Source organism: Nesterenkonia salmonea, from assembly GCF_005771525.1.
Taxonomy (GTDB): domain Bacteria; phylum Actinomycetota; class Actinomycetes; order Actinomycetales; family Micrococcaceae; genus Nesterenkonia; species Nesterenkonia salmonea.
Window position 1 is genome coordinate 1 of the sequence record NZ_VAVZ01000042.1, and the last position, 20,655, is coordinate 20,655.

Here is a 20,655-nt window from a genome sequence, read left to right on the forward strand (position 1 = left end):
CATCAGCAGCTGGCCAACCGGGACCCGGCTGATCCTCAGAAAGGAGCGCCCGCATCCTGGTGCGCAGCTGTCCTTCACTGATGCCGACGGCCACCGAGTCACCGCGTTTATCACCGACACTGCCCCTGAGACTGTGGACCACAAAATCCAGGGCCTGGAGCTGCGCCACCGTCAGCACGCGAGGGTCGAGGACCGGATCCGGCAGGCCAAAGCCGCCGGCCTCGCCAGGTTCCCTGCCGCCGGGTTCGCAGAGAACCAAGCGTGGCTGCAGGTGGTGATGATCGCCAACGACCTGATCACCTGGACCAAGCTCATCGCCTACCAACACCACCCCAGCATCGGCCGGGCTGAGGTTGCTGCGTTCCGGTACATGATCCTGCACACCGCCGCCAGGATCACCCGCGGAGCACGACAACTCAGGCTCCGGGTTGATGCCGGCTGGAGATGGGCCACCGAGGTCGCCCACGGCTACACCGCCATCCGCGACGCCTTCACATGACGATCCGTCCACCTGACCCAACGACTTGCGGAAAATTCGGAGACCCGGCCACCCGAGACGGCAACCCTCGGGCCACAACCGCGCCCTCTTACCCTTCCTCAGCGGAATCAGCTCACCTGCGCACCCTCAGGCCCACTTGCCGCTGCCCCATGAAAGAAGGAGGCTAGAGCGACCAGATGAGATTGCCATCGCATTTGAGGGGCGAAACTACACCTACGCCGAACTGGATTCGCTGCACCGTCGGTTCGCCGGTTGGCTATCCGATCAGGGCGTATCTCCTGGGGACCGGGTAGCAGCCTTTCTGGGCAACTGTCCGGAGTTCATCATTGCCTTCCTTGCGATCCTCCGCTTGGGAGCTGTACATGTTCCAGTGAATCCGATGTTCGCCTCCGCAGAGCTCACCCATGAACTGCGGGACAGTGACCCGAAACTAGTGCTCACCCAGGAGGCCCTGGCCCCGGCTGTAGAGCAGGTTCAACCCGAACTGAACAGTCCGATTCCGGTACTCGCCGAGGCAGATGCGTGGCAAAAAGCCCTCCGCCACGAGCCGTACACATCCGATGACGGGGACCTCGAGAGCCTGGCCGCCCTGAACTACACCGGAGGCACCACGGGCCTGCCCAAAGGGTGCCAGCATTCGCAGCGTCATATGCTTTACACCGCAGTCAGCGGTGCCGCAGCTTCCGGATTGGATTCCACTCCCGGTTTCACCAGCCTGTGTTACCTCCCCATCTTCTGGATTGCTGGCGAAGACCTGGGGATTCTCTTCCCCATAGTGCTTGGTGGCACCAGCGTCTTGCTTAGAAGATGGGATGCAGGGGCTGTGCTTGATTCGATCGAGACATACGGTGTCCGAATCATGATTGGGACAGTGGAGAACTACCTTGAGTTGATGGAACGTCCCGACATTGGTGACCGTGACCTTGCTTCGCTGGTCGATCCCCAAGCCGTGTCCTTCGTGAGAAAGATGACGCCGGAGGTCCGGGCAGACTGGGCCGCGGCAGCTCCTTCGAGTGGCACCTTGCGGGAGGCCGCTTACGGGATGGCAGAAACACACACCATCGACAGCGTTCCCTACGGATTCGCCACGGATGACAAAGACCTGCGTGCGGAACCAGTTTTCTGTGGCCTTCCGGTACCAGGAACGGATATTGCTGTTGTGGAGTTCGGAACTCAAAAGCCGCTCCCTTTAGACGAGGTGGGAGAGATCATCGTTCGGAGCCCCTCTGTCACAGACGGTTATTGGCGTAATCCAGAGGCAACCAAGGAACAACTTGTTGATGGCTGGGTCCATACCGGTGACAACGGACGTATCGACTCTGAGGGATTCCTGCACTATCTGGGGCGCCGCAAAGAGATGATCAAGGTAAAGGGAATGAGTGTTTTCCCTGCCGAGATCGAAATGCTCCTAGCCCAGCACTCCGAGGTGGAGTCTGTAGCAGTGGTTCCTGCTGAAGACCTGGAGACTGGACAGAGGCCGGTGGCCTTCGTCCAACTCCGCAGTTCTGGCACCGTGACTGCCACCGAGCTTGAACAATGGGCGAAGGAGAACATGGCTACCTATAAGGTGCCAATAGTGCACGTAGTGGAGTCACTGCCAATGACCGCGACCGGAAAAGTGCGGAAAGGTGAGCTCCTCGAGATGGTCTCTCGATGAGTTCGCGGATTCGGCTTCAAGAGGAGTATCACAATGTCACTGCCCCCCGCGCTTTCCGGGCCGCTGGCCCTGCCCGTGGTGGCTTCGCCGCTTTTCATCGTCTCCGGACCCCAGCTTGTCGCTGCCCAGTGTGCCGCCGGCGTCATCGGGTCATTCCCCGCCCTGAATGCCAGGCCAGCCTCCCTGCTGCGGGAGTGGCTGGCTGAGCTCACTGAGGGCCTGGAGGCATCCCGGGCACAGGGAAACACCCCCGCGCCCTTTGCGGTCAACCAGATCGTCCACCGCTCCAATGACCGGCTCGAAGAAGACCTCCAGGCCTGTGTGGACTATGAGGTGCCCATCGTCATCACCTCCCTGGGTGCCCGCGAGGAGGTCAATGAGGCCGTTCACTCCTATGGGGGCATCGTCCTCCACGATGTGATCAATAACCGCTTCGCCCATAAGGCCATCGAAAAGGGCGCCGATGGGCTCATCGCCGTAGCCGCTGGGGCGGGTGGGCATGCCGGAACCACCTCACCCTTCGCCCTGCTGCGCGAGATCCGCGAATGGTTCACCGGGCCGCTGCTGCTCTCCGGGGCCATCGCAGACGGCCGCTCCATCCTGGCCGCCCAGATTGCCGGAGCAGATATGGCCTATGTCGGTTCAGCCTTCATAGCCACCGAGGAGGCCAATGCCGTACCCGCCTATAAGCAGATGCTGGTAGAGGGAAGCTCCGCCGATATCGTCTACTCCAGCCACTTTACCGGAGTCCCCGGCAACTATCTGCGGGCCAGCATCGAAGCCGCCGGCCTGGATCCCGACAGTCTTGAGGGCTCCGATCCCAGCAGTATGAACTTCGGCAGCGGCGGGACCAAAGCATGGAAGGACATCTGGGGCGCCGGTCAGGGTATCGGTTCCATCAAGGAGGTCACCACGGTCAGCGCCGTCGTCGAGCGGTTGGTGGCCGAATACCGTGCTGCCCGGCAGGTTCCGGTGTGGACCGGGGAGGCGCTGGCATCGCTGCCTGTGTGATATGAATTACCTGAAACTAGATTCAAGTTAAAGGTGATTCCGGTCAGCCGACGGAAAGGCAAGGCACTATGACAAGCGCTGAAATCGTCCAGACTGCCGAAGAGGCCCGCAGCCTCAGCATGCCCCCGCTGCTGATCCTCGACGAGGTGGAGAAATACCTCGACCAGCAGGGACTCGGCAGCGGTGAGCTGACCGTGGACCGCATCGGGGATGGTCGATCCAATATCACCTATCGCATCCGCCGCAGCGGGGTGGACCTCGTGCTGCGCCGCGGCCCGCGGCCCCCGCTGCCGAAATCCACCCATGACATGGTCCGCGAAGCCAGGGTCCAACAGGCCCTGCGCGGCCAGGGCTTCCCCGTCCCGGAGATCCGGGCGGTCTGCGCGGAGGAAGGCCTCCTCGGTGTCCCCTTCTACCTGATGGACTACATCGGCGGAGAGGTCATCACCGACTCCGTGCCCAGCCAGTTCGACGACGCCGAAACCCGCCGCGGACTCACTGCAGAACTGGTCCAGGTCCTGCAGAAACTGCACACCGTGGATGTCAGCCAGCCAGAAATCGGTGCCCTGGGTAAACCCGAGGGTTACCTGAAGCGGCAGGTCGAACGCTTCGCGAAACTCTGGCCGATCAATACCCAGCGCGAGATCCCGCTGGTGGCGGAGCTCGCCGAGACCTTGCATAAGAATCTCCCGGCCACTCAGCAGCACGCTGTCATCCACGGTGACTACCGATTGGGCAATGTGATGTACGAGGGCGCCGTGCCTGCCGGTGGTCAGCCCCGCATCGCCGCGGTGCTGGACTGGGAGATGGCCACCCTCGGTGACCCCCTCTCCGACCTCGGCTACCTCACCGCCACCTACTCCCAGGTCGGTGAAGGAAATGTGCTGGCAGCCAGTCCCATCACCGCCGAACCCGGATTCCATACCCGGGACGAGCTCGTGGAGGAATACGCCGCGGACTCCTCCCTGGATCTGAACATGCTGCCCTGGTACCAAACCCTGGCACTGTGGAAATCAGCCATCTTCTGCGAGGCGATGTACACCCGTTGGCTGCGCGGAGAGCGCCCCGGTGACAGCTTCGCCGAATCCCTGGAGCAGGGCGTGCCCCGGCTGCTTGAAGGTGCGCTGGGCTATGCCCGCAAGATCCCCGGTGCCTAGCGGATAGGGGCTGCCGGGCTGTGGCCGGGACAAGAATTGAACAAGGGTTGAATCTGGCGTCAAGTTCACATAATCTGACGCTATGCGTGCGATCCAGATCACAAGTCTCAATGGTCCTGAAGCCGTCGAGCTCAACGATATCCCCGGCCTCCCAGAAGGCAAACAGGTCATCATCGAGACCAAAGCCGCCGGCGTGGCCTTCCCCGAACTGCTGCAGACCCGCGGGCTCTACCAGGTCAAACCCGAGCTGCCCTTCACCCCTGGAGCCGAGGTCGCCGGAGTGGTCAAATACGCCCCGCAAGGCTCTGATCTGAACCCCGGAGACCGGGTGGCAGCCCTCTGCCTGCTCGGCGGCTTCGCCGAAGAGGTCGCCGCTGACCCCAACCTGACCTTCAAACTGCCCGATAACGTCAGCTTCGAACAGGGTGCCGCCTTCCTGTTCAACTACTGCACCGTCCACTTCGCCCTCCTGGACCGCGGTAACCTCCGCGAAGGCGAAAGGGTCCTAGTCCACGGAGCAGCCGGCGGCATCGGCACCGCAGCCATCCAGGTGGCCAAAGCCTTCGGCGCCGGCGAGGTCATCGGTGTGGCCTCCACGGAGGAGAAGGCCAAAGTCGCCACCGATGCCGGAGCCGACCGCGTCATCTCCCCGGAGGGATTTCTCGAGACCATCGGACGCGGTTCCGTGGATATCGTGCTGGACCCCGTCGGCGGCGACCGGTTCACCGACTCCCTGCGCGCCCTGGACGCCCAGGGCCGGCTGCTGGTTATTGGATTCACTGCCGGTGAGATCCCCGAGGTCAAGGTCAACCGGCTGCTGCTGAACAATATCTCCGTCGTCGGCGTCGGCTGGGGTGCCTATGCCCGCACCCGGCCCCAGTACATCCCCGGCCAGTGGGAGCAGCTCCAACCACATCTGGCCTCCGGCGCATTAGCCCCACCGCTGGGCCCCCAATACCCGCTGGAAAAGGCGAGTGAGGCCATCCAGGTCCTCGAGCAGCGCTCAGCAACCGGAAAGGTGCTGCTGACGGTATGAGCGAATCCACCCAGGTCAAACCGGCCCGCAGGCAGCGGCCCAGCCTGCCGACCCTGGCGCAGCTCGATGAACTCGGCGCTGTGGTCACCATGGCCGCACCACCGGAATGGGAAGACCTCAATGGCCATGTCAACGTCACCCACCACTACGGCTTCCACTTCAAGATCCTGCACAAGAGCTTTCAGAATCTAGGGATCGACGGCGACTACATCTCCCAACACGGGTTGAGCACCTTCACTGTGGAGCAGCATCTGAGTTTTTACAGCGAAGTGCTCATCGGACAGGAGGTCAGCGGCCACTTCCGCCTGTTGGACCGCAATTCCAAACTGCTGCATGGGATCTGCTTTATGGCCAACCGGGAGACCGGCCAGGTTGCCAGCGTCATCGAATTCATCGAAGCCCATGTCGACCTCAAAACCCGGCGCACCGCCGTTTGGCATCCGGATCTCGCCGAGATCGTTGACGGGATGGTCAAACACCGGCAGCTGAGCTGGGAGGCTCCGGTCTCCGGCTCCATGGGTCTGCGCTGAACCCATACTGCGCTTGAACCGCATCCACGTATAAGGAGAACCACAGATGAGTACCCCGCGAACAGCAGTCGTGACTGGAGCCGCGCGCGGCATCGGCGCCGCCGTCGCCCGTCGTTTCGCCCAGGACGGGCTCCAGCTTGCCATTCTGGACTTGGAGGAAGAGGCATGCCGCAAAGTCGCCGATCAGATCACCGAGGCAGGCGGTAAAGCCCTCGGATTCAGCTGCGATGTCACCGATGAGGAATCGGTGGCCAAAGCTGTCGGTGAGGTGGCCGAAAAGCTCGGCGAACCCACCGTGCTGGTCAACAACGCCGGGATCATCCGCGACAACCTGCTGTTCAAGATGTCGGCATCCGATTGGGACCAGGTGGTGAACGTCCACCTGCGCGGATCCTTCCTGGTCAGCCGAGCCTGCCAGGCCTATATGACCCAGGCAGGCTTCGGGCGCATCGTCAATCTCTCCAGCACCTCGGCACTGGGCAACCGGGGCCAGGTCAACTATTCCGCCGCCAAGGCCGGCCTGCAGGGCTTCACCAAGACTCTGGCCCTGGAACTGGGCAAATTCGGAGTCACAGCCAATGCCATCGCACCCGGCTTCATCGAAACCGAGATGACTGCAGAGACTGCGGCCCGGGTCGGGATGGACTTCGAGGACTTCAAAAAGGCGGCCACCGCGCAGATTCCGGTCGGCCGCTCCGGCAAACCCGAAGATATCGCCCACCTGGCCTCCTTCCTGGTCAGTGAGGGCGCAGGCTTCGTCTCCGGACAGGTCATCTACGCAGCCGGCGGCCCCAGGGACTGAGCTGGAGAACGGAAACCCATGAAGAAGACATACCAGGCAGTCCTGTTCGACTTCGGCGGGGTCATCACCACCAGCCTGCTCAAAGCATTCCGGGCATTCGGCGCCGGTCTCGGGGACGAGAAGCTCCCGCTGAAGCTGTTGGGCAATAAACAGTCCCAATCCGCCCAGCTGCTGGCCGCCCATGAGGAAGGCCGGATCAGCGCAGCAGAATTCGAAGCAGGCTATGCCCGCGAACTGGCCGAATACGGCGTCGTCGTCGAACCGGAGGGTTTAATCACCCGTATCCAGGCCGGACTGGATACCGACCCCGAATCAGTGCAGCTGGTCGCTGACCTCCGCGAACAGGGCTATCCGGTCGGGCTGCTCTCGAACTCCTTCGGGGACAACTGCTACGCCGGCTACGATCTGGACTCCATGTTTGCTGCGGTGACCATCTCCGCCGATATCGGAGTCCGCAAACCATCCCGTAAGGCCTACCAGCTGGCCTGCGAGAAACTCGGCGCCGACCCCGGCCACACCGTGATGGTCGACGACCTGCAGCATAATCTCGACTCCGCAGCTCGCCTGGGCATGGCCGGGGTGCTGCATACCCAAGCAGCAGCCACCCGCACCGAATTGGAGGGTCTGCTCAGCCAGCCGGGTGCTCGGTGAACCGGCCCAGGGATTCGGCCACGCACAGCGGCTTCTCAATCCCCTCGGCCTCGAAGACCTGAGTCGAGACCACCTGGGCGGCCCCTTCGCCGACCTCCTCCACTGAGGAGAGTGTCGAACGCATCCGCACCCGGGCGCCCACGGGGCTCGGATGGGGAAAGCGCACCTTGTTATAGCCGTAGTTCAGACTGTGCATGAAGCCGTCGAAGGCCATCAGTTCCTCGGTGAAGGCTGGCCCCAGGGACAGGATGAACAGTCCGTGGCCGATAGTGCCGCCGAAGGGACCCTCGGCAGCCCGCTTCGGATCCACATGGATCCACTGATGATCATGGGTGACATCGGCGAAAGTGTTGATGTCCTCCTGGGTCAGGGTGTGCCAGGCGGTGGGGCCTAGCTCCACGCCCTGCAGCTCTTTGAGTTCCTGAATGGATGTGGGACGGGGCTTCTGGCTCACGGGGGCCTCCTTGATGGGTGATATGTCTCACACATCGTAAGAGAACCTGACGTCAAGTTCAATAACAAAATCAGTTGAAACTGACGTCAAGTTAGGTATAAGGTGAGATCCACGTCACATCTATTGAATGTCACCAACAGTCCACATCGAGCCCCACAACTTTCAGCCCAGGGGAGAGCAGATGACTAACCTCGTTGAGAATATTTGGCGTCACGCAGACCAGACACCTGAAAAATCCGCCCTCCGTGAGGGCACCGGAGACCAGGAGCGCTCCTGGAACTATGACCAGCTGCGTCTGAGTATCAGCTCGGTCATGGATAAATTCACCGAACGTGGCATCAGCCGCGGAGACCGGGTCCTGCTGGTGCTGCCGACCAGCGCAGAATTCGTCCTGACCTATCACGCCATCCTCGGTCTTGGCGCAACCGTGGTCACCGCCAACCCTCTCTGCGCGCCGCGCGAGCTGGAGTACTTCATCGAGGATGCAGGCTGCAGCCTCGCCCTGGGCTGGCGAGAAGGTCCCTTCGCCACCGAAGCCCTAGATGAGGCAGCAGCCAAAACCTCCACCCCGGGGTGGAACCTCCAACCCGGAGATCTCGATGAGATCACCGCCGAAGCCCCCGCCACCCTGGCAGAAGTTCAGCCCGACGACGCCGCGGCACTGCTCTACACCTCCGGGACTACAGGCAAACCCAAGGGCGCGGTGCTGACCCACGAGAACTTCCGGGCCACCGGCCGGCTCCTCTCCAGCACTATGGACCTCCTGGACGAAGAGCATATGGGCACACCCCTGCCGCTCTTCCACGTCTTCGGCCAGGCCTCAGTGATGTCCTCGGTCTACACGGCCGGTTCATCCTTCAGCGTCATCCGGCCCTTCGACCCCCAGCTGACGCTCAAAGTCGCCGTCGAGCACAAACTCACCGGTCTGGCAGGAGTCCCGACCATGTGGAACGCCATGCTCTACACAGAATCCCCCTACACTCCGGAGGATTTCACGCATATGCGACTGGCCTCCTCCGGCGGTGCCGCCCTGCCACTGGAGGTCGCCCGCGCCTTCCAGCAGCGCTTCGGCGGTGAAGTCCTCGAAGGCTACGGGCTGACTGAGACCACCGGTGCGGCCACCTTCAACGTCCCCGGCGGCGAGCGCAGAGAAGGCAGCGTCGGCCGAGCCCTGCCCGAGGTGGATATCGCCGTCATCGGGCCTGATGGCACCGAACTGCCCACCGGGGAGGTCGGTGAGATCGTCATCGACGGTCCCGTGGTGATGAAGGAGTACTGGAACCGTCCCGAGGCCACCGCAGGCTCCCGGCACGGCCGCTGGTTCCTCACCGGAGACCTCGGAAGGATCGACGAGGACGGCTTCGTCTTCATCGTCGACCGGAAGAAGGACCTCATCATCCGCGGCGGCTACAACGTCTATCCGCGAGAAGTTGAAGAGGTCCTCTACACCCACCCCGATGTACAGGAGGCCGCGGTGGCCGGAGTCCCCGACGAACGGCTCGGCGAGGAGGTGGCCGCCGTCGTCGCCCTTCGCCCCGGAGCCGAAGAGGACGCCGCAGCCCTGAAGAGCTGGCTGGGCAAGGAACTCTCCGCCTATAAGGTCCCCAGGATCTACCGCTTCGTCGAAGCACTGCCCAAGGGAGCCACCGGCAAGATCCTCAAACGCGCCATCAACCGTGACGATCTGGCCTCCCACGGCATCCGGCCCAGCCGCGAGACCGAAGCAACAGCTACCGAGAACCGACACCAGGAAAAAGGGGATAACGCCAGTGTCTGATCCCAAGACCATGTTGAGACAACGGGTGGACGAGCTGCTCGCCACCCATGACCCAGCCACCGTCTCCACCACCGAGTTCCTCGGCGCCCGCTTCGACGCCGGCCTGGCCTGGGTGCACTTCCCCGAAGGCCACGGCGGACTCGGGCTGCCCCAGGAGTACAACGATCTCGTGGAGACCTGGATGGATGAAGCCGGGGCGCCAGGGCCCGAACGCAGCCGAAACGGTATCGGCCTCGGCATGGTCGCACCGACCATCATGGCCATCGGCACCAAAGAGCAACAAGAGAAATACCTCCGTCCCCTGTATACCTGCGAGGAGATCTGGTGCCAGCTCTTCAGCGAGCCCGGAGCCGGCTCCGACCTCGCTGCGGTGGCCACCAAAGCTGTGCTCTCCGGCGATACCTGGACGGTGGATGGCCAGAAGGTATGGACCTCCGGGGCCCACCACGCAAAGCGAGCGATCCTGGTGGCCCGTACCGATATCGAAGTCCCCAAACACGCAGGGCTTACCTACTTCCTGGTCGATATGGAGGACCCCGGCATCGAGGTCAGGCCACTGCGCCAGATCACCGGTGAGGCCGAGTTCAACGAGGTCTTCCTCAACGGGGTCACAATCCCCGACGCCGACCGGGTCGGTGAGACCGGCGAGGGCTGGCGGGTAGCCACCACCACCCTGAACAATGAGCGCGTGGCCATCGGCTCCGGTGCCGACCGGGAGGCCGGACACATCGGAGTCCTCGCCGAGAAATGGCGGAAGAACCCCGCGATCCGCAGTGAGGCTGCCTACCACGAGCTGATGCACTGGTGGATCGAAGCCGAGGTCACCCGATTGACAGGTGAACGGCTGCGCCAACAGCTGGAGGTCGGCCAGCCCGGCCCCGAAGGATCAGCGATGAAACTGGCCTTCGCCACCCAGGCCCAAGCCATCACCGGACTGGCCATCGAACTCGATCCCGACCACGGCCTGCTCTACGACGACTGGACCATGCACCGCCCGGACTCCACCGACTTCCTGGGCCGCGACGTCGGCTTCCGATACCTGCGGGCCAAAGGTAACTCCCTGGAGGGCGGATCCAGCGAGATCCTGCGCAATGTGGTGGCCGAACGTGTGCTCGGGCTGCCGGCCGAACAACGACTCGATAAGGGAATTCCCTTCAAGGATGTGCCGCGATGACCAATCTTCTCTACACCGATATCGAAGACGCCCTGCGTGAAAGCGTCCGGGGGGCTATGGAGCGCCATCTCGATCCGCACTCCACCACCGGTATCTACGATGAGCCCAAACCCTGGGAGTCCAAGGCCTGGCAGTCGCTGACCGAGGAACTCGGCGTTGCCGGGCTTCTGGTTCCCGAAGACAGTGGGGGAGTTGGGGCAGGACCCCGGGAAGCCGCCGTCGTACTCGAGGAGATCGGCCGCGCGGTGGCACCTGTGCCGTATCTGACCAGTTCGGTCATCGCGACTCAGGTATTGCTCCAGCTTGGTGAGAGTGAACATATTGCTTCACTGGCCGCCGGTGAGACCACCGCCGCCCTGGTGCTGCCCTGGGCAGCCCGGCCCGGGCACTGGTCCCCGGCTCAGGGAACTGACCCCGTCAAACCGGTGGCCGGCGCAGTGGGTGCTGACCTCCTGCTGATCCCGGTGGCAGATGCCGGTGGATTCCAGCTGCAGCTGGTCAAGGCAGCCGATACCACCGTGGACCCCCTGGTCTCCTTTGATATGACCCGGCCCCTGGCCGCAGTGACCCTGGCGAGCGGGGAGGTGCTGGCAACTGGTGAGGAGGCCCAGCGGGCAGTTGAGGCCGGACTGCAGGCCGGGGCGGCACTGCTGGCCTCCGAACAGTACGGCCTGGCCCGCTCCTGCCTGGAGACCACAGTGGACTACGTGAAGAACCGGATCCAGTTCGCTCGGCCGATCGGCTCCTTCCAGGCCATCAAACACCGCCTGGCCGATCTTTACCTCGAAGTCACCCAGGCTGGCGCGGCTGCGCGATACGCTGCAGCGGCCCTGGCCGATGACGACCCCGATAAGGCCGTGGCCATCTCCGTGGCACAGGCCTACTGCTCCGACGTCGCCGTCCACGCCGCTGAGGAGGCCGTGCAGCTTCACGGCGGTAATGGTATGACCTGGGAGTACCCCGTCCACCTCTACCTCAAACGCGCCAAATCCAGTCAGCTGGCCCTGGGCACCCCCGAGAAACACCGGCAGGACCTCGGCCCGCTGGTGAACATCACCACCTGAGCCGCCCCGCGGGGCTCGGCCCCTGTCGCAGCTGAAGGATGACGATCAAGGAGACAACGATGGATATCAAGGCACTCTTTTCTTTGGAAGGCCGGACAGCACTGGTCACCGGCGGGTCCCGGGGAATCGGGCGAATGATCGCTGAGGGGTATGTCCGCAGCGGCGTGCGCACCTACATCAGCTCTCGGAAGGCTGAGGTCTGCGATCAGACTGCCGAGGAGCTGTCTCAGTGGGGTGAATGTATCTCCCTGCCCGCGGATCTCTCCACTGCGGAGGGTGTGACCAGCCTGGTCGGCGCATTCCGGGAGCGTGAGGAGAAACTCGACATCCTGGTGAACAACGCAGGTGCCGCCTGGGGAGCACCCTTCGAGGAGTTCCCCGAGGGAGGTTGGGACAAGGTCATGAACATCAACCTGAAATCCCCCTTCTTCCTCACCCAGGCGCTGCATAAGGACCTCACTGCGGCAAGTGGGGAACACCCGGCGAAGGTCATCAACATCGCCTCCATCGACGGCATCTCCCTGAATCCCCTGGAGACCTACTCGTACCACGCCTCTAAGGCCGGACTGATCCACCTGACCAAGAAACTGGCGGTGCGCTTGGCCCAGGACGGCATCGTGATGAGCGCCATCGCTCCCGGAGCCTTTGCCAGTGAGATGAACTTCGAGGCCCGGGACCACGCAGATGAGATCAAAGACAACATTCCGGCGGGTCGCATCGGTCGGGACGAGGATATGGCGGGCGCGGCGATCTACCTCGCTTCGGCCGCTGGGGACTACGTGCTGGGGTCAACGCTGATCGTCGACGGGGGAGTGGCATATGCCCGCTGAGCCTCAAGTGGCTCTGCGGATAATGTGACATTTGCTACCGTGACTGGAATGAACGAGAAAACCGTCGAGGAGGGGCCCCGGAAACCGCTGACCCCGCGCGGTGAGCGCACCCGGGGATCACTGGTCGCTGCCGCACGCGTGGTCTTTGAACGCGATGGCTATTTGGATGCCCGGCTGACCGATATCACCGCCGAGGCCGGCTGCTCCACTGGGACCTTCTACACCTATTTCACCAGCAAGGAAGAGATCTTTGCTGCCCTGATGGAAGCAACGAAGAATGAGATGCTCCATCCGGGACTTGATCACGTCGAAGGCGATGACCCCGCTGCGGTCATCGAGGCTAGCAATCGGGCCTATCTGGAGGCCTACCGTCGCAACGCGAAGCTCATGCGGCTGATGGAGGAGGTCGCCAATATCGACCCCAAATTCATGGTGCTGCGCCAACAGCGGGCCCGTACTTTCGTAGAACGCAATGCCCAGAGCATTGCCGACCTACAGCAGCGAGGCCTGGCCGATCCAGAGCTGGATCCCATGATGGCCTCCCGGGCGCTGTCCGGGATGATCAGCCGGCTAGCTTTCGGTGCCTTTGCCCTGGGGGATGAGAAGGAGTACTCCTTCGAGGAGCTGCTCTATACGCTGACCAGCATCTGGTGCAACGGTCTACGCATCGACCACCAGCTCAGCCGCAAGGACTGAAGCACAAAGCCTGTGATGTGAAGAGGGGCTGGCCTGGAATAGGCCGGCTCCTCTTTCGTATGGGCGGTTCTAGCCTGCGGCCCGGATTTCGCGCCTGATTCTGCTGAATTCTCGCGACGGTGGGCTTCCTTTCCATGGGTTGGTGGGGGTTAACGGACATGCATTGACCGCGATTCGGGATTCCGAATCTGTCTGTCCACTTCTTCTGCCGGAACATTGAAGAGGGAGATTAGGTGGCAACACGGAAGGCGTTCCGCTGGCTCAATTCAGGCATCTCTTGACAGTAAAATTTCGCAGTTTTTTTCACTGAACTATTGTATTCGAATATGTGTTCTACTACACTTGGAACATGGGTAAGAGACTATCGACTGCTGAGGCACACTCAGTGCTCGAAGCTGCCCAGAAGCACCACGCACGGGGGCTACAGGAACAAGCGCAGGCACTCTGCCACCTGATGAGGTATAAGAAGCTTCGCATTGAAGAGATTGATGGCAGTCATGCTTTCCGGCGGAATGCTCTGATCAAGGAGATCTATCAGGAGTGCGCTGAGGCATTGGGGCTGCCGGTTAAGCACGTGCGGCGTCAGATGGAGACCGTGGAAGCCCTGTCTGAGAAACTCCCTGAGACTTACGCTCTGTATCAGCGGGGTGAGGCTGATCTGATCTCGGTTCAGAAGATCAACCGGGCCATTGAGGGGATTTCTCACCGGCCTGAACTCATGGAAAAACTCGACGGGGAACTGAGCGCCAAGGCTCGTGAGTTGAACTCCGCTGAGTTGGGTCACTGGCTGAACCAGCGCGTGCCTGAATTAGACGTTAAGGCTTATGAAGACCGCTATGAGCGGGCTAAGCATAAGCACTATGTGTCCTTCGAACCCCAAGGTGATGGCACCACCAAGTTCCATGGGCTCATTTCAACCGTGGCAGCTGCGCGGATAGAACAGATGCTGTACTCAATGGCCCGCAACAAACCCGGCAAAGCAGCCACCACAGGCGATGGGGAGCCTGCCGAGGAGCGGACCCACACCCAGCGGATGGCCGATATCTTCACTTCTGCCCTTACCAACGGGCTACAGGGTGGATCCACTGGCGCCACCGACTCCCAGGGTCAAGTCGCCTCATCTGAGGGTGTTCAGCTACCCCTGCTCGAACCTGGCTCCCTGGGCGAGACCGCCAGTGCAACCGAGAGCACCACTTTTACCGGTGAAACTCCGGTTGGCTCCCTCCCTGGACCCATTGGGGTTGGTGCGGCCAATATCGGGGTTCTTATTCCGGTGAAGACTCTCACCGGGGAGTCTGATGATCCGGCAATTAGCTGGGATCAAACCTGGATGCTCCCAGCCAGCGAGGCACGGGCTATCGCCGCTGATGCAAGTGTGAAGCATGAGTGGTACGCCGTCGGCGTGGCCAAAGATGCCAACACCGCCGCTGGCACTGGTGATGAAACCTCCACCGGGGTCGGTGAGGTCCTTACCGTCACCAAGACCCGTACCGCACCGGCATCTATCAGCGCTGAGGATATTGACCAGTGGATCAGCAAGACCGACCCCGGAGCCCAGAACCTGCTGACTAAGACCTATGAATCCCGTACTGCTCGGTCGCATCAGCGCAACGCGGTACTGATCCGAGATGGGCAGTGCCAGACCGCAGGGTGCACCGAACCCGGATGGTCAGCAGAAATCGACCACAAACAGTCATACGAGACCGGTGGAACCACTACCGGGGAGAACCTCCAGGCTTTGTGTAAGGCCTGCCATGACATCAAAAGCCATAAACACCACCCACCCGACGGAGTGGCTACGGAATGGGAGCTAGGCCCACCACCGGATTGGGCAGTAGAGGATGCTGCCTAATCCCCATCTGCCCACCTCCTCGGGCGAGCCAGGTTCTTGGCCGACATCCCCAAGGTTCTCAGAGCCGAACCGGCATCACCGCTGCCGAGGAATTGCCGGCAGCAAGGACCGCAGGAGCTTCATAACAACTCCACTACCTGGCCCCGGACACGGACTGGCCACTGTTGCTTGATAATTAAATAGTGACCCCGCTGTGAAGCCCGTGAAAGGTGATTCGAGGGCGAGGCGACTTGAGATGGACCGCCCCGCCCTCGTCGTCGTTGGTTGTTTCAGGCCGCGGCTACGAGGTTGCGCATCCGCTTTAGCTCCATCTTGGCGATACTGCGCTTATGAACCTCATCGGGCCCATCAGCCAGGCGCAGAGTGCGCTGGTGAGCATAGAAACTGGCCAGCGGGAAGTCATCGGTGACGCCGCCGCCACCATGGACCTGAATGGCTCGGTCGATGATCTTCAGTGCCATCTGTGGGGCAGCAACCTTAATGGCCGCGATCTCGGTACGGGCCTCGCGGTTGCCGACAGTGTCCATCAGCCAGGCAGTCTTCAGCACCAGGAGCCGGGTCGTCTCGATTTCGATCCGGGCCTCGGCAATCCAGTCCTGAATATTAGCCCGGTCGGCCACCGGAGCGCCGAAAGTCTCCCGTTCCTGGGCCCGGCGAATCATCAGATCCAGAGAACGCTCCGCCATACCGATCGAGCGCATGCAGTGGTGGATCCGACCAGGGCCCAGACGAGCCTGGCTGATCATGAACCCTTCACCCTCACCAGCGAGCAGATCCTTGGCGGGAACCCGGACATCCTCAAAGATGATGTCGGCATGACCCTCACGGTCCATATAGCCGAAGACCGGCAGACCACGGACAATCGTGACACCCGGCGCATCAATCGGAACCACCATCATCGACTGCTGACGATGCGTCGAGGCCTCGGGGTCCGTCTTGCCCATCACAATCAGAACCTTGGCATGGGGGTGCAGGGCATTGGAGGCGAACCATTTGCGACCGTTGAGCACATACTCATCGCCGCCTTTGACCATCTGCAGCTGCACGTTCGTGGCATCCGAGCTGGCCACTGCCGGTTCGGTCATACAGAAGGCAGAGGCGATCTCACCATTCAGGAGAGGCTTGAGCCAGCGCTCCTTATGCTCCTGGGTTCCGAAGAGCTCCAGGACCTCCATATTCCCGGTATCCGGGGCATTACAGTTAGTGGCCTCCGGGGCCAGATGTGGGCTGCGGCCCATAATCTCAGCCAGCGGAGCATAGTCCAGATTGCTCAGCCCCGGGCTGCCCCATTCGGCGTTCTCATGGGGGTGGAAGAGGTTCCACAGGCCCCGGCTGCGGGCCTCGACCTTCAGCTCCTCCAGAACCGGCGGCTGCACATTCGGGGAGTCGGCCTCAGCCATCTGGGCGGTGTAGGTCGCCTCAGCCGGATACACATGCTCGTCCATAAAGGACAGCAGCTTCTCCTGGTAGTCCTTGCAGCGATCAGAAAGCTCAAAATCCATGACGGTTCCTTATAGATTGAGGGTGCCTAAGTCGTAATCCCATGGGCTGGCTCGACTTCGATCAGACCAATGAGTCCTGGTAGCGGCGCATACCGGCCAACCAGCGTTCGTAATCGGAGCTCTTACGCCGCCAGAACTCATGGACCTCCCGATGGGGTAGGACCAGGAACTCATTCTTGGCCACGGCCTCAAGAGCCGAGGCGGCGACGTCGTCGGGCTCCAAAACCCCCCCGGCGTCAGTGACCGCCCGGGTAGCAGTGGAGGGGCCGCGCAGCATATTCGTATTGACCCCCATGGGACACAGGCAGCTGACCCCAATACCCCGGGAACCGTAGGTGACCGAAAGCCACTCGGAGAACGCCACCGCCGCATGCTTAGAGACCGCATAGGTGGCCGAGCCGATCTGGGTCAGAAGGCCAGCGGCCGAGGCAGTGGAGAGGAAATGCCCCGAACCGCGCTCCAACCACTGCGGGACCAGCAGCTTGGCGGCACGAACATGGGCCAACACATTCACATCCAGGGCCTGCTGCCATTGCTGATCGGTTGCCTCAAGGCCCAGACCGCCGCCGATGCCGGCATTGGCGGCATAGAGATCCACCGGACCGAAACGCTGCTCGGCTAGGTCCACACAGGCCTGGATATGCTCTGACTCCGCAGCATCCCCAGCCAGGGCCACAGCGCTGTCCGGGCGGATGGCATTGAGTTCCTCGGCTCGCTGCTGCACAGCCTCCTCAGTGAGGTCCGTGAGCACCACACTGCTGCCGCGGGCATGCAGGGCCTTAGCCAATGCTGCACCGATTCCACCGGCTGCACCGGTGACGACTGCGACCGCGCCCTCAAAATTCATGACGAGGCTCCCTCATGCCACCCTGGGCTGAAGGTTGGGGTCTGTTTCTGGACAAAGGCGCTGACCGCGTTCTTATGGTCCTGGGTGAGACCCGTCTCCTTATGGCGGGCGACCTCCGGGCCCATGGCATCCTCCAATGTGGAATGCGGAGCCTGCAGGAGGTTCTGCTTCATCGCCGCAAGGGCGGCCGAGGGTCCATGGGCCAGCTGGGTGGCGATCTCCACTGCCCGGTCGTTGAGCTGATCCTCCTCAACCAGAGTGTTGACCAGACCCAGCTGCAGGCACTCCTCGCCGCGCACCCGCGGGGAGAGGAACATCAGCTCGCGGGCCTTGGCCGGACCCACCAACTGGTGAAGAAGCCAGGCCACCCCGAAGTCCCCACCGAGTCCGACCCCGGCAAAAGCGGTGGCGAACAGTGTGCGGGGACTGCCGATCCGCAGATCCGCGGCCAGGGCGAAACCCATACCGGCACCGGCCACCGCCCCGGGAAGGGCAGCGACAACCGGTTTGGGGAAGCGGTAGAGACGTCCCACAGTGGCCAACTGCCGCTGAAGCTGCTGCTGTTCGGTCTCCTTGTCCACAGTGTCACCACTGCCGCCTTCACCACCGCGGGCCTCGAACTCCTGGACATCCCCGCCGGAGCAGAAGGCCCCGCCGGCCCCAGTGAGCAGCACGGCGCCGACAGCGGAGTCAGCCTCCATATCGGTCAGGGCCTGGCTGAGCCCGTCGACCATGGCAGGGGAGAGGGCATTGCGGCGATCCGGGCGGTTCAGGGTAATAGTGCCCACACCCTGGCTGACGCTGGTGAGGATGTCGCTCATGAGTTCACCTCGAACAGGGCGGCGGCACCCATGCCTCCACCGATGCACATAGTGACCACCACATAGCGCACACCCCGGCGGCGACCTTCGATCAGGGCGTGGCCGGTCAGTCGGGCACCGGTCATGCCATAGGGGTGGCCTACGGAGATGCCGCCGCCGTTGACGTTGTAGCGTTCGGGGTCGATACCGAGCTTGTCCCGGCAGTAGACCGCCTGAGAGGCGAAAGCCTCGTTGAGCTCCCAGAGGCCGATATCGCCGATCTCGAGATTGTGCTGTTTGAGCAGCTTCGGGATGGCGAAGACCGGGCCGATACCCATCTCATCGGGTTTACAGCCGGCCACGGCCATACCGCGGTAGGTGCCCAAGGGGGTCAGACCACGTTCGGCAGCAGCCTCAGCGCTCATCAGCACCGAAGCCGAGGCGCCGTCGGAGAGCTGGGAGGCATTACCGGCGGTGATGGTGGACTTCGCGGTGACATCACCATCGGGCAGTACAGGATTGAGCCCGGTCAGGGACTCCAAGGTGGTGGAGGGTCGGTTGCCCTCATCCTTGCTGAGGGTGATCTCCTCCTGGTGGGTATTGCCGGTCTCCTTGTCCAGAACCAATTTGGTGCTGGGCAGTGGGACGATCTCGTCGTCGAACTTGCCCTGCTGCTGAGCTTCGGCAGTGCGCTGCTGGGAGGAGAGCGCGTACTCATCCTGCTGATCACGGCTGACCCCATAGCGCTCGGCCACCACCTCGGCGGTGTGCAGCATGGGCATATAGAGATCCGGCACGTTCTCCACCAGCCACGGATCCTTCAGCCGGTGAGTGTTCATCTTCTCGTTCTGCACCAGGGAGATGGACTCCACACCACCGCCGATGGCGACCTCCATCCCATCGTGGATGATCTGCTTAGCAGCGGTCGCAATTGCCATCAGCCCTGAGGCACACTGCCGGTCCACCGACATACCGGCAACTGAATCCGGCAGGCCTGCTCGCAGTGCTGCCTGACGTGCGATATTCGATCCGGTGGAGCCCTGCTGAAGGGCCGCACCCAGCACCACGTCGTCGACCTCTGCACCGTCAATCCCGGCGCGGGAGACTGCATGGGAGATCGCATGTCCGGCCAGCTCCTGGGCCTGGGTGTCGTTGAACGCCCCCCGGTACGCTTTGCCGATGGGGGTCCGAGCGGTGGATACGATGACTGCCTCTCTCACGGTGAGGCTCCTCTCCTGGGTAGAACGAATCGAATGTGGGTGATGCTGCGGGGTCAGGGCCTGGTCTCAAGCCGCTGGAGCTTCAGACCTTCAGGACCAATTTTCCGGTGTTGACCCCTTTGAAAAGTCCCTGCAGTGCCTCGTTGAAGGCGGTGACACCACCCTCGAGAACTGTCTCACGGGCAGTCAGGGTGCCGTTGGAAATATGCTCACCAACCTTCTCTACCGCCTCCGGGTAGCGCTCGGCATAGTCGAAGACCACAAAGCCCTGCATCTTGGCCCGGAAGACCAGCAGCGAGAGATAACGACTGGGGCCCGGCGGCAGGGAGGTCTCGTTATAGGAGGAGATCGCACCGCAGATGACGACCCTGGCGCCCCGGCGCAGATTAGCCAGTCCAGCATCCAGTGTCTCGCCGCCGACATTGTCAAAGAACACATCAATGCCATCGGGTGCGACTTCGCGCAGCTTCTTGAGCACATTATCGTTCTTATAGTCCACTGCGGCGTCGAAGCCGATCTCTTTGAGCCATTGGCATTTCTCAGGTCCACCGGCGATACCGATGACCGTGCAGCCCTGAGCCTTGGCCAGCTGGCCGGCAACACTGCCCACCGCGCCAGCGGCACCGGAGATCAGCACCGTGTCACCGGATTTCAGCTCGCCGACATCCTGCAGGCCGAAATAGGCGGTATGGCCCGGCATGCCCAGGGCACCCAGCCAGGTGGGCGGAGCAGCCAACTGGGTATCGATGGCGGTGACCCCGGTGCCATCGCTGATGGCGTGTTCGGTCACGCCGAAGGGGCCGGCAACAGCCTGACCCTCGGAGAAGTCGGGGTGGCGGGAGGCGGTGACTGTGCCAGTGGCGTTGGCGCGCATCAGCTCGCCCACCTGCACCGGCCGGATATAGGAGCGGACATCGTTGAGCCAGCCGCGCATCGCCGGGTCCAGAGAGATGTAGTCCACGGCGACGAGGAACTGCCCCTCCTCCAGCTCATCGGGCAGCTCGGTACGACGGATCTCCCAGGTCTCCTCCACCGGCAGACCGGTGGGCCGTTGAGCCAGATGAACAGACGTGGTGGTGGTCGGCATAATTGGGTC

20 protein-coding genes are annotated in these 20,655 nt (G+C 62.4%); 14 read left to right on the forward strand and 6 right to left on the reverse strand.

Going from position 1 to position 20,655, the window contains the following annotated elements:
• From FEF26_RS12985 to FEF26_RS13020, 8 genes are all read left to right on the forward strand, one after another.
• Positions 1–499 (forward strand): transposase (locus FEF26_RS12985; RefSeq protein ID WP_208012926.1); only part of this gene is annotated, 499 nt, incomplete at its 5' end.
• A 136-nt stretch (positions 500–635) separates the two neighbouring features.
• Positions 636–2,156 (forward strand): AMP-binding protein, encoded by a 1,521-nt coding sequence (locus FEF26_RS12990; protein ID WP_243730583.1) that lies wholly within the window; start codon positions 636–638, stop codon positions 2,154–2,156.
• 33 nt (positions 2,157–2,189) lie between these two features.
• Positions 2,190–3,167, forward strand: coding sequence for an NAD(P)H-dependent flavin oxidoreductase (locus FEF26_RS12995; RefSeq protein ID WP_138253970.1), 978 nt, complete (start codon positions 2,190–2,192; stop codon positions 3,165–3,167).
• Positions 3,168–3,235: 68 nt separating this feature from the next.
• Positions 3,236–4,324: a phosphotransferase family protein gene (locus FEF26_RS13000; protein ID WP_138253971.1), complete on the forward strand. Its 1,089-nt coding sequence runs from the start codon at positions 3,236–3,238 to the stop codon at positions 4,322–4,324.
• A gap of 82 nt (positions 4,325–4,406) precedes the next feature.
• On the forward strand, positions 4,407–5,360 hold the full coding sequence (locus FEF26_RS13005; RefSeq protein ID WP_138253972.1) for an NADPH:quinone oxidoreductase family protein: 954 nt from the start codon (positions 4,407–4,409) through the stop codon (positions 5,358–5,360).
• On the forward strand, positions 5,357–5,890 hold the full coding sequence (locus FEF26_RS13010; protein WP_138253973.1) for a thioesterase family protein: 534 nt from the start codon (positions 5,357–5,359) through the stop codon (positions 5,888–5,890). The genes FEF26_RS13005 and FEF26_RS13010 overlap by 4 nt, the downstream gene beginning before the upstream one ends.
• A 46-nt stretch (positions 5,891–5,936) precedes the next feature.
• Positions 5,937–6,692, forward strand: a complete 756-nt coding sequence (locus FEF26_RS13015; RefSeq protein WP_138253974.1) for an SDR family oxidoreductase — start codon at positions 5,937–5,939, stop codon at positions 6,690–6,692.
• A gap of 18 nt (positions 6,693–6,710) precedes the next feature.
• Positions 6,711–7,343, forward strand: a complete 633-nt coding sequence (locus tag FEF26_RS13020; protein ID WP_138253975.1) for an HAD family hydrolase — start codon at positions 6,711–6,713, stop codon at positions 7,341–7,343.
• On the opposite strand, the gene FEF26_RS13025 is transcribed toward FEF26_RS13020, so the two are convergent.
• Positions 7,321–7,797, reverse strand: coding sequence for a MaoC family dehydratase (locus FEF26_RS13025; protein ID WP_138253976.1), 477 nt, complete (start codon positions 7,795–7,797; stop codon positions 7,321–7,323). The two genes, FEF26_RS13020 and FEF26_RS13025, sit on opposite strands and share 23 nt — an antisense overlap.
• A gap of 181 nt (positions 7,798–7,978) precedes the next feature.
• Between FEF26_RS13025 and FEF26_RS13030 the strand changes: the two genes are divergently transcribed.
• From FEF26_RS13030 to FEF26_RS13055, 6 genes are all read left to right on the forward strand, one after another.
• A complete protein-coding gene (locus FEF26_RS13030; RefSeq protein WP_138253977.1) occupies positions 7,979–9,574 on the forward strand; it encodes a class I adenylate-forming enzyme family protein in 1,596 nt (531 codons plus the stop codon).
• A complete protein-coding gene (locus FEF26_RS13035) occupies positions 9,567–10,748 on the forward strand; it encodes an acyl-CoA dehydrogenase family protein (protein ID WP_243730584.1) in 1,182 nt (393 codons plus the stop codon). Before FEF26_RS13030 ends, FEF26_RS13035 begins: the two co-directional genes overlap by 8 nt.
• On the forward strand, positions 10,745–11,812 hold the full coding sequence (locus tag FEF26_RS13040; RefSeq protein ID WP_138253978.1) for an acyl-CoA dehydrogenase family protein: 1,068 nt from the start codon (positions 10,745–10,747) through the stop codon (positions 11,810–11,812). The genes FEF26_RS13035 and FEF26_RS13040 overlap by 4 nt, the downstream gene beginning before the upstream one ends.
• A 59-nt stretch (positions 11,813–11,871) precedes the next feature.
• Complete coding sequence (locus FEF26_RS13045; protein ID WP_138253979.1) at positions 11,872–12,642, forward strand: SDR family oxidoreductase; 771 nt, start codon at positions 11,872–11,874, stop codon at positions 12,640–12,642.
• Positions 12,643–12,690: 48 nt separating this feature from the next.
• The gene (locus FEF26_RS13050) at positions 12,691–13,338 is read left to right on the forward strand and encodes a TetR/AcrR family transcriptional regulator (protein ID WP_138253980.1); all 648 of its coding nucleotides are present in this window, start codon (positions 12,691–12,693) and stop codon (positions 13,336–13,338) included.
• 349 nt (positions 13,339–13,687) lie between these two features.
• The gene (locus tag FEF26_RS13055) at positions 13,688–15,190 is read left to right on the forward strand and encodes an HNH endonuclease signature motif containing protein (protein ID WP_138253981.1); all 1,503 of its coding nucleotides are present in this window, start codon (positions 13,688–13,690) and stop codon (positions 15,188–15,190) included.
• 269 nt (positions 15,191–15,459) lie between these two features.
• Here FEF26_RS13055 and FEF26_RS13060 read toward each other — a convergent pair whose 3' ends face one another.
• From FEF26_RS13060 to FEF26_RS13080, 5 genes are all read right to left on the reverse strand, one after another.
• Complete coding sequence (locus tag FEF26_RS13060) at positions 15,460–16,692, reverse strand: acyl-CoA dehydrogenase family protein (protein ID WP_138253982.1); 1,233 nt, start codon at positions 16,690–16,692, stop codon at positions 15,460–15,462.
• Between the two features lie 61 nt (positions 16,693–16,753).
• Positions 16,754–17,539 (reverse strand): SDR family oxidoreductase, encoded by a 786-nt coding sequence (locus FEF26_RS13065; RefSeq protein ID WP_138253983.1) that lies wholly within the window; start codon positions 17,537–17,539, stop codon positions 16,754–16,756.
• Positions 17,536–18,360, reverse strand: coding sequence for an enoyl-CoA hydratase (locus tag FEF26_RS13070; protein WP_138253984.1), 825 nt, complete (start codon positions 18,358–18,360; stop codon positions 17,536–17,538). Before FEF26_RS13070 ends, FEF26_RS13065 begins: the two co-directional genes overlap by 4 nt.
• Positions 18,357–19,559, reverse strand: coding sequence for an acetyl-CoA C-acyltransferase (locus tag FEF26_RS13075; RefSeq protein ID WP_138253985.1), 1,203 nt, complete (start codon positions 19,557–19,559; stop codon positions 18,357–18,359). Before FEF26_RS13075 ends, FEF26_RS13070 begins: the two co-directional genes overlap by 4 nt.
• Before the next feature lie 82 nt (positions 19,560–19,641).
• Positions 19,642–20,646, reverse strand: a complete 1,005-nt coding sequence (locus FEF26_RS13080; protein ID WP_138253986.1) for an NADP-dependent oxidoreductase — start codon at positions 20,644–20,646, stop codon at positions 19,642–19,644.
• Positions 20,647–20,655: the final 9 nt, after the last annotated feature.

Bases quoted from the DNA above. Each gene is read 5' to 3' on its own strand.
- FEF26_RS13020 (WP_138253975.1), top strand. From the start codon at position 6,711: ATGAAGAAGACATACCAGGCAGTCCTGTTCGACTTCGGCGGGGTCATC.
- FEF26_RS13050 (WP_138253980.1), top strand. From the start codon at position 12,691: ATGAACGAGAAAACCGTCGAGGAGGGGCCCCGGAAACCGCTGACCCCG.
- FEF26_RS13070 (WP_138253984.1), bottom strand. From the start codon at position 18,360: ATGAGCGACATCCTCACCAGCGTCAGCCAGGGTGTGGGCACTATTACC.
- FEF26_RS13065 (WP_138253983.1), bottom strand. From the start codon at position 17,539: ATGAATTTTGAGGGCGCGGTCGCAGTCGTCACCGGTGCAGCCGGTGGA.
- FEF26_RS13015 (WP_138253974.1), top strand. From the start codon at position 5,937: ATGAGTACCCCGCGAACAGCAGTCGTGACTGGAGCCGCGCGCGGCATC.
- FEF26_RS13060 (WP_138253982.1), bottom strand. From the start codon at position 16,692: ATGGATTTTGAGCTTTCTGATCGCTGCAAGGACTACCAGGAGAAGCTG.
- FEF26_RS13005 (WP_138253972.1), top strand. From the start codon at position 4,407: ATGCGTGCGATCCAGATCACAAGTCTCAATGGTCCTGAAGCCGTCGAG.
- FEF26_RS13010 (WP_138253973.1), top strand. From the start codon at position 5,357: ATGAGCGAATCCACCCAGGTCAAACCGGCCCGCAGGCAGCGGCCCAGC.
- FEF26_RS13045 (WP_138253979.1), top strand. From the start codon at position 11,872: ATGGATATCAAGGCACTCTTTTCTTTGGAAGGCCGGACAGCACTGGTC.
- FEF26_RS13030 (WP_138253977.1), top strand. From the start codon at position 7,979: ATGACTAACCTCGTTGAGAATATTTGGCGTCACGCAGACCAGACACCT.
- FEF26_RS13040 (WP_138253978.1), top strand. From the start codon at position 10,745: ATGACCAATCTTCTCTACACCGATATCGAAGACGCCCTGCGTGAAAGC.
- FEF26_RS12995 (WP_138253970.1), top strand. From the start codon at position 2,190: ATGTCACTGCCCCCCGCGCTTTCCGGGCCGCTGGCCCTGCCCGTGGTG.
- FEF26_RS13055 (WP_138253981.1), top strand. From the start codon at position 13,688: ATGGGTAAGAGACTATCGACTGCTGAGGCACACTCAGTGCTCGAAGCT.
- FEF26_RS13080 (WP_138253986.1), bottom strand. From the start codon at position 20,646: ATGCCGACCACCACCACGTCTGTTCATCTGGCTCAACGGCCCACCGGT.
- FEF26_RS13000 (WP_138253971.1), top strand. From the start codon at position 3,236: ATGACAAGCGCTGAAATCGTCCAGACTGCCGAAGAGGCCCGCAGCCTC.